The sequence below is a fragment of the Spirillospora sp. NPDC049652 genome (assembly GCF_040675125.1).
GTDB lineage: Bacteria > Actinomycetota > Actinomycetes > Streptosporangiales > Streptosporangiaceae > Spirillospora.
This window is the reverse complement of the sequence record NZ_JBFAOF010000271.1, coordinates 1-8,052: the sequence shown is the minus strand read 5'-3', so window position 1 is coordinate 8,052 and position 8,052 is coordinate 1. Positions and strand designations below refer to the sequence as shown.

The 8,052-nt window shown below is 72.5% G+C and carries 9 protein-coding genes; all 9 read left to right on the top strand.

The genetic code is table 11. From position 1 onward, the window contains the following. A partial coding sequence (locus tag AB0J52_RS18810) for an amidohydrolase family protein (protein WP_500182877.1) occupies positions 1 to 548 on the top strand: 548 nt, incomplete at its 5' end. Beyond that, positions 545 to 1,495: an ABC transporter permease gene (locus AB0J52_RS18805; RefSeq protein WP_500182876.1), complete on the top strand. Its 951-nt coding sequence runs from the start codon at positions 545 to 547 to the stop codon at positions 1,493 to 1,495. The genes AB0J52_RS18810 and AB0J52_RS18805, both read left to right, overlap by 4 nt. Next, positions 1,492 to 2,286 carry an ABC transporter permease gene (locus AB0J52_RS18800; protein ID WP_500182875.1) on the top strand — a complete coding sequence of 265 codons (795 nt, stop codon included), beginning with the start codon at positions 1,492 to 1,494 and terminating at the stop codon, positions 2,284 to 2,286. The genes AB0J52_RS18805 and AB0J52_RS18800 overlap by 4 nt, the downstream gene beginning before the upstream one ends. Then, positions 2,283 to 3,275 carry an ABC transporter ATP-binding protein gene (locus tag AB0J52_RS18795; RefSeq protein WP_500182874.1) on the top strand — a complete coding sequence of 331 codons (993 nt, stop codon included), beginning with the start codon at positions 2,283 to 2,285 and terminating at the stop codon, positions 3,273 to 3,275. Before AB0J52_RS18800 ends, AB0J52_RS18795 begins: the two co-directional genes overlap by 4 nt. Further along, positions 3,272 to 4,048, top strand: coding sequence for an ABC transporter ATP-binding protein (locus AB0J52_RS18790; protein ID WP_500182873.1), 777 nt, complete (start codon positions 3,272 to 3,274; stop codon positions 4,046 to 4,048). Before AB0J52_RS18795 ends, AB0J52_RS18790 begins: the two co-directional genes overlap by 4 nt. A 5-nt stretch (positions 4,049 to 4,053) precedes the next feature. Then, complete coding sequence (locus AB0J52_RS18785) at positions 4,054 to 5,670, top strand: ABC transporter substrate-binding protein (RefSeq protein ID WP_500182872.1); 1,617 nt, start codon at positions 4,054 to 4,056, stop codon at positions 5,668 to 5,670. Between the two features lie 28 nt (positions 5,671 to 5,698). Further along, positions 5,699 to 6,367, top strand: a complete 669-nt coding sequence (locus AB0J52_RS18780; protein WP_500182871.1) for a TetR/AcrR family transcriptional regulator — start codon at positions 5,699 to 5,701, stop codon at positions 6,365 to 6,367. Next, on the top strand, positions 6,364 to 7,431 hold the full coding sequence (locus tag AB0J52_RS18775; protein ID WP_500182870.1) for a C45 family autoproteolytic acyltransferase/hydrolase: 1,068 nt from the start codon (positions 6,364 to 6,366) through the stop codon (positions 7,429 to 7,431). Before AB0J52_RS18780 ends, AB0J52_RS18775 begins: the two co-directional genes overlap by 4 nt. Before the next feature lie 250 nt (positions 7,432 to 7,681). Continuing rightward, the coding region (locus AB0J52_RS18770; protein WP_500182869.1) for an agmatine deiminase family protein at positions 7,682 to 8,052 on the top strand (371 nt) is incomplete at its 3' end.

Sequence of the window (8,052 nt, the reverse complement as noted above, 5' to 3'; positions counted from 1 at the left end):
AGCACGCCGTCCGCGTCAACGGACCGGCCCGGCGGCGGCACCGCATCGAGCACCTGGAGGTCACCGACCCCGCCGACATCGAGCGGCTGGCCGCGCTCGGCATCACCGCCAGCATGCAGCCCGTGCACGCCGACCCGGCCATCCAGGAGGGCTGGCGGTCGGTCCTCGGCGACGACCGGGTCGAGCGCGGCTATCCCTGGCCCGAGATGGTCACGGCGGGCGCGCCGCTGGCGTTCGGCAGCGACTCGCCGACCGCGCCGTACCCGCCGCTGCGCAACATGTTCGTCGCGGCGACCCGGCGCTCGGCGGGCGACCCGTCGCTGGAGCCCAACATCGCGCGCTACGCGATGCCCGTGGCCGAGGCGATCACCCACGCGACCCGCGACGCCGCGTGGGCCTGCCGGGCCGAGGACCAGTTCGGCACGCTCGCCGCGGGACTGCACGCCGACTTCGTGGTCCTGGACCGCGACGTCCTGGCGCTGGCGCCCGAGGAGCTCCTGCGCGCCCGGGTCGTCCGGACGGTCGTGGGCGGCAGGACCGTGTCATGACGCTGCGGTTCGTGCTGTCCCGGATCACCGGGCTGGTCGCGACGCTCCTGGTCGCCAGCTTCGTGATCTTCGGGGCGCTCTACGCGGCCCCGGGCTCGCCGATCGCCTTCCTCACCCACGGGCGCTCGATGAGCCCCGAGGCGATCGCCGGCCTCAACGCCGAGTACCACCTGGACGAGCCGGTCCTGACGCAGTACTGGCGCTGGCTCGCCGGCGTCGTCCACGGCGACCTCGGCACCTCGATCCTCTACCACGACAGCGTCTCGTCCCTGCTGGCCGACCGCGCCGCCAACACCCTCGCGCTGGTCCTGTTCGCCACGGTGATCATCATCCTGGCGGGGCTGGCGGTCGGGATCTACGCGGGGCTGCGTCCCGGCCGGACGGCGGACTCGCTGGTCGGCGCCGCGACCGCCGCGATGGCGGTGCCGGCGTTCGTGGCGGCGGTCGTCCTGACGATGGTGTTCTCCGTCGGCCTCGGCTGGTTCCCGGTGTTCGGGTCCGGGTCGGGCCTGCTCGGCCGGATCCACCACCTGGTCCTGCCCGCCGTCGCGCTGGCGTTCTCGTCGGTGGCGTTCGTGGGCAAGCTGACCCAGGCGGCCGTCCGCGAGGAACTCGCCGCCGACCACGTGCAGACGGCGATCAGCCGCGGCCTGCCCTACCGGTTCGTCGTCCGCAGGCACGTGCTGCGCAACGCCACGGTGCCGGTCCTGACCGTCGCGGGCCTGACCGTCGCCGGGCTCATCGCCGCGAGCGTGGTCGTCGAGCAGGCGTTCCAGCTCAACGGGCTCGGCGGCTACCTGGTCAGCGCGGTCCAGCAGAAGGACTTCCCCGTCGTCCAGGCCATCTGCCTGGTGTACGTGACCGCCTTCATCGTCCTCAACACCCTCATCGACCTCGCCTACTCGCTGCTCGACCCGCGTATCCAGCTCGGAAGGAGGCCGTCGTGACCGCTCGGATCGCGACGGGGGTGCTCGCCGCCGTGTTCCTGCTGGCCCTGGTGGGGCCGCTGATCGCCTGGACGGACCCCAACGCCGTCGCGCTCTCGGAGGCCTACCGCGCGCCGAGCACCGCCCACCTGCTGGGCCAGGACGCCAGCGGCCGCGACCTGCTGGCCCGGCTGGTCGCCGGCGCCCGCACCTCGCTGGCCGGTCCCGCCCTCATCGTCGTCGTCTCGACCGTGCTCGGCACCGCGATCGCGCTGGCCGCCGCCTGGACCGGCGGCTGGTTCGACGCCGTCGTCGCCCGGGTCTGCGACGCGCTGTTCGCCTTCCCCGGCCTGCTGCTGGCGATCCTGGCGACGGCGCTGTTCGGGGCGGGCCTGCCCGCCGCGGTGATCGCGCTGTCGATCGCCTACACGCCCTACCTGGCCCGGATCGTCCGCAGCGCCGCGCTGCGCGAACGGTCGCTGCCCTACGTCGCGGCCCTGCGGGTGCAGGGGCTCCACGGCGTCACGATCTGCCTGCGGCACATCCTGCCGAACATCACCACACTGATCGTCGCCGACGCCGCGCTGGCGTTCGGGCTGGCGCTGATCGACCTGGCCGGACTGTCGTTCATCGGCCTGGGCGTCCAGGCGCCGACGGCCGACTGGGGCGCGATGGCCGGCGAGGGCATCCCCGGCATGATGCAGCGCTACCCCCAGGAGTCGGTGTACGCGGGCCTGCTGATCGTGGCCACGGTCGCGGCCACCAACCTGCTGGGCGACCGGCTCTCGGCCCGGGCGGAGGCACGTCGATGAGTCCACTGCTGTCGGTCGAGGACCTGACGGTGCGGCTGCCGGTGGAAGGCGTCCCGCGCACCGTGCTCCGGGAGGTGTCGCTGAGTCTGGCGGAGGGACGGACACTCGGCCTGGTGGGCGAGTCGGGTTCCGGCAAGTCCATGACGGCCCGCGCCATCGCCCGGCTGCTGCCGTCCGGCGCGCAGGTCGACGGTGACGTGCGGTTCGACGGGAGGCCGGTCGCCGCGCTGCGCGGGGCCGCGCTGCGCCGCTACCGGGCCGAGGACGTCGCGATCGTCTTCCAGGACCCCCGGGCGCACATCAATCCGGTGCGCCGCATCGGCGACTTCCTCACCGAGGCGCTGCGCGTCAACCAGGGGATGAAGCCCCGGGCGGCCTCCCGGCGCGCCGTCGAACTGCTGGCCGAGGTCGGGATCGGCGACGGGGAGCGGCGCCTGCGCCAGTACCCGCACGAGCTGTCCGGCGGACTCCTCCAGCGCGTGATGATCGCCGCCGCCGTCGCCGTGCGGCCGAAGCTGATCCTCGCCGACGAGCCGACGACCGCGCTGGACGTCACCAGCCAGGCGGAGGTCATGGCCATCCTGGCCGGGCTCCAGCGCGAGTACGGCATGGCGATGCTGTTCATCACCCACGACCTCGAACTGGCCGCGGCGGTCTGCGACGAGACGGCGGTCATGTACGCGGGGGGAGTGGTCGAACGGCAGGCCGCCGCCCGCCTGCACGACGACCCGCTCCACCCCTACACCGCCGCGCTGGTGCGGGCCCGGCCCGACGTCACCCGGCCGGCCTCGCGGCTGGAGGCCGTCCCCGGCCACCCCACCACCGCCTACGAGGCGCCGGACGGGTGCGCGTTCGCGCCCCGCTGCCGCCACGCCGTCCCGCGGTGCGCGGAGACCGCCCAGACCCTGCTGGCCGTGGGCGAGGGGCAGAGCAGGTGCCACCGCGCCGCCGACCTGCGCGGCCGACTCATCGAGGAGGCGACGTCATGATCCTCCAGGCCGAGGGACTGACCAAGGACTACCACCGGACCCGCGTGGTCGACGGTGTCGGCTTCGACCTGCCGGCGGGCGGCTCCCTCGGGATCGTGGGCGAGTCCGGCTCGGGCAAGACCACCACGGCGCGGATGCTGATCGGCCTGGAGCGGCCCACCGCGGGACGCGTCGTCATCGACGGCGCCGACCACACCCGGCCCGCCCGCCGGGCCCGGGAGCGGCGGGCCCGGGGACGCAGGATACAGATCGTCTTCCAGGACCCCTACACCTCGCTCGACCGCCGCCAGAAGGTCGGCGACTGCCTCGGCGAGATCGCGCGGCTGCACTTCGGGCTCCGCGGCGCGGCCCTGGCCGCGCGGGTCGAGGAGCTCGCGGCGCTGGTCGGCCTCGACGAGCGGCAGCTGCGCGCCCTGCCCGGCGCGCTGTCGGGCGGCCAGCGGCAGCGGGTCGCGATCGCGCGGGCGCTGGCCGCCCAGCCCGAGATCGTCATCCTCGACGAGGCCGTCTCCGCGCTGGACGTCTCCATCCAGGCGCAGATCCTCAACCTGCTCGCCGACATCCGGGCCCGCACGGGGGTCAGCTACCTGTTCATCAGCCACGACCTGGCCGTCATCCGGCAGATCACCGACGAGACGGTCGTCATGCGCCAGGGCCGGATCGTCGAGAGCGGTCCCACCGCCGCGCTCCTGGACCGGCCCACCCACCCCTACACCCGGCTGCTCCTCGACAGCGTCCCGCGGCCCGGTTGGAAGCCCGCCCCCAGGAAGTGAGTCCGATGTCCCGCAGACCCCTCACCGCCGGTCTCCTCGCGCTCGCGCTCATGGCGACGGCCTGCTCGATGGGGACCCATCCGGGATCCGCCGTCGACGGAGCCGCGGAGCGCACGGTGATGACCGCCAAGGCCACCAAGGACGTCGACAAGGTCACCTGGAACGTGTTCCAGGGCGAACCGGAGACGATCGACCCGTTCAGGTCGGCCGACTACACGCCCAACACCATCAACTCCAACATGTGCGAGACGCTGCTCGCGCGGACCCCCGACTCGGCGATCAGGCCCAACCTGGCCAAGTCGGTCACCAACCCCGGCCCGCTGCGGTGGGTGTACGAGCTGCGCGACGACGTCACGTTCTGGGACGGCAGCCCGATGACGGCCGAGGACGTCGCCTGGAGCCTCCGGCACAACCTCACCGACAAGACCTCGCTGTACAACTTCCTGTTCGCCAACGTCAGGGACGTCCAGGTGACCGGAGCCCACCAGGTCACCGTCTCCCTCAAGACACCGGACTACCTGTTCAACGACGAGCTCGCCAGCTTCGCCGGAGTCGTCGTGCAGAAGCGGTTCTACCTGGAGCACGCCAAGAACTTCGGGACGCCCGGAACCGGGGTGATGTGCACCGGGCCGTTCGCGTTCACCAAGTGGCGCCAGGGCCAGTCGATCACGCTCACCCGCAACGACCACTACTGGAACACCGCGCTGCGGCCCAAGGTCCACACGCTGGACTTCACCTTCCTCACCGACGACACCGCCATCACCGCGGGCCTGCTGCGCGGCCAGATCGACGGGGCCTACTCCCTTCCGCCCAGCGGCCGCGACCAGCTGCGCAACAGCCGCAACGGCACCATCACCCAGGGCCTGGCCCCGGTGAACGTCACCCTGGTCTACGCCGAACCGAAGGGCCCGATGGCGGACCCGGCGCTGCGCAGGGCGCTCCAGCTGGCGATCGACTGGAAGGGCATCGCCGACAAGGTCTACCCCGGCCTCGCCCGGCCGATCAAACTCCAGACCCCGCCGTCGGTCTACGGTTTCGCCAAGGCCGACCTCGACGCCCTCGCCGCGACGCTTCCCGAACCGGTCTCCGCGCACTACGACGAGGCGAGGAAGCTCGTCGGCAGGGCCCCGGCGCGTCCGGTCACCATGGTCGTGCCCGACTCCGCCGACACCCGCCGGCTCGGACTCGCCGTCAAGGACGCCGCCGACCGGATCGGCCTCCCGTTCAAGCTCAGGGTCGTCCCGCAGACCGGCTACTCCAACTACCTCTACGACGCCCAGACCCGTGCCGGGATCGACATCCTCTACACGCAGTTCTGGCCCAACACCGTCAACCCGCTCGACTGGATCGCCTCGACCGCCGTCACCGGGGGACTGTTCAACCAGTACGGCTTCGACGGCGTCGACGCGGCCTTCGCCGAGGCGCGGCGCACCGCCGACCCGGCCGAACGGGCCCGGCTGGTTGCCAAGATGGAGACCACCCTGCACGACCGACTGCTCCCCATGGTCCCCGGACTCCAACTGGACAACGATCTGTGGATGAACAAACGGATCACCGGCGCGCCCGCCGCGTTCGACTACATCTACTACCCGTGGGCCGCGCACCTCGGCGGCGTCGGCTGACCCGCACGCCCACACCTTCGGAGAACACATGACGACCAACCGCAGCCCGCGAACCCGGCTGAACCGCGACCTCATCATCGAGGCGGCGTTCCGGGTCTCGGAGCGGGGCGGCGCGCAGGCCCTCACCTTCCAGGCCATCGGGGAGGAGCTCGGCGCCCACCCCACCGCGATCTACCGCCACTTCCGCGACCGCGACGAGCTCATGCTCGCCCTCCTGGACGCCCTGCAGGCCGAAGCGCTCGACGGCATGCCCGAGCCGAGCGACGACTGGGCGGCCGACCTGAGGGAGCTGGCCCGCCGCACCCACCGCGTGTTCCTGCGGCACCCGCAGGTCGCCCAGTTCTCCGGCGCGCGCACCGCCCGCAGGGAGAACGAGTTCCGCAAGGTCGACCGGGTCATCGGATGCATGCTGCGCGCCGGCTTCGCCGAGGCCGACGCCGCCCGCTACTACCGGGTCTTCAGCGACTTCGTCCTCGCCTTCGCCGCGCAGGACGCCGCGCTGGCCGCCCTCGAACCCGAGGCGCTCAGCGGCGACCTCAACGCCTGGCAGATCGACTACCGCATCCTGCCCCCCGACCGCTACCCGAACATCAGCGCGGTCTCCGCGGTCTTCCCCGGACTCCAGGACCCCGAGATCTTCGAGACCGCGCTGGACCTGATGATCGACTCCCTGCGGCTGCGCGCGGAACGCTCATGACCATCACCGTCTTCGCCTCGCCGCCGCTCGCCGGTGCGGCGCGCGGCGTCCACCTCGGCCGGTCCCTGCGCCCGGAGATCGAGTCCACGTGGGACGCCTATCTCCGGCTGTTCACCGGACTCGGCCTCCCGGACCGGCTCGTGCGCGACGTCGGTGCCCGCACCCTCGACACGGTCGCGGCCTGGGCTCCCGGCCTGGCCGAGGAGATCCTCGGCATCGCGGAGGGCGCCGCGCTCGAACCATGGCAGGCCGCCGCCCTCAACGCCCGCTCCGAGGTGCTCGCCCACGTCCGCGAGCCCCTCCCCGGCGAATGCTCCACCGCCGTGCACACGCCGTCCGACGGCACCGCACCCCGCACCGTCCAGACCTGGGACTGGTACGAGTCGATGGACGGCGTCAAGCTCATCTGGCAGTACCGGCCCGCGCCGGACCGCACCGTCAAGACCTTCACCGAGTACGGCGTCCTCGCCAAGATCGGCGTCAACAGCGCGGGCCTCGGCCTCCATTTCAACCTGCTGCAGCACGAGAGCGACGGCGGGACCGAGGGCGTTCCGGTCCACCTCATCGCCCGCCGCGTCCTGGACGAGGCCACCACCCTGGACGAGGCGGAGGAGATCGCGCGGTCGGCGACGGTGTCCGCCTCGGCGGCCCTGACGGTGGTGACCCGCGAGGACGCCCGCTGCCTGGAGCTGTCCCCGGCCGGCCTCGCCGTGCTCCCGCCGCGCCCCGACGGCCTCACCCTCCACACCAACCACTTCCTCGACGAGACCCTCGCCCGCGGCGAGCGCCTGGGTCCGACCGACCCGGACACCTACGCCCGCCACGAGGCTCTGATCAAGCGGGCCGACGCCCTGAGGAGCCCGACGCCGACCCTCCGGGCCCGAGCGCTCCACCAGCACCGGGAAGAGGGCGCGGCCCTCTGCTGCCATCCCTCGCCGGAAACGCCCGGCGAACCCCAGTGGCAAACCCTCGTCACCATCGCCCTGGACCCCGACCGAGCCGCCCTCGTGTACCACGACGGAACCCCCTGCACCGTGACCCCCGACTCCTGGACCCGCGTCTAGGAACTCCAGGCCGTACAGCGGCCGCTCCGTCCGCCACAGGCCACAGCGCCATCCTGCCCCGGGCGCTTCGGTGGTCCATTCACCTGTGCGTTCTGAAGTCCTGTACTGCCGCCGACCGTGAGAACAGAGCCATGCAGATAAGAGAACCGTCAGTGTTGAAACAGCGGAATCCAGACCGGCGTCCTGCCGACCAGGCTCACCGGCACGGCTTGCCCCGAACCCGCACGTGCGGTGAACGATGAGCGTCCGAATGCCCGCCGAATGGGAACGGCACGCGCGCACCTGGATGGCCTTCCCCACCCTGAACGCCACGTTCGACGACGACCCCGCACTCGCCACCGCCCGCGCCGCCTGGGCCGCGGTCGCCAACACCATCGCGCGGTACGAACCGGTGACCATGCTGGTGGACCCAGGCGACCGCCCCGAAGGGCTGGACCCCCGGATCGCCGTGGCGAGGGTGCCGCTGGACGACGCGTGGCTGCGCGACAGCGGACCGACGTTCGTCCATGCCGAGGACGGCGGGACGCGCGCCGTGGACTGGGTCTTCAACGGATGGGGCGCGCAGTCCTGGGCGGAATGGGACGCCGACCGGCTCGTGGCCGGCCACGTGGCGGACCTCGC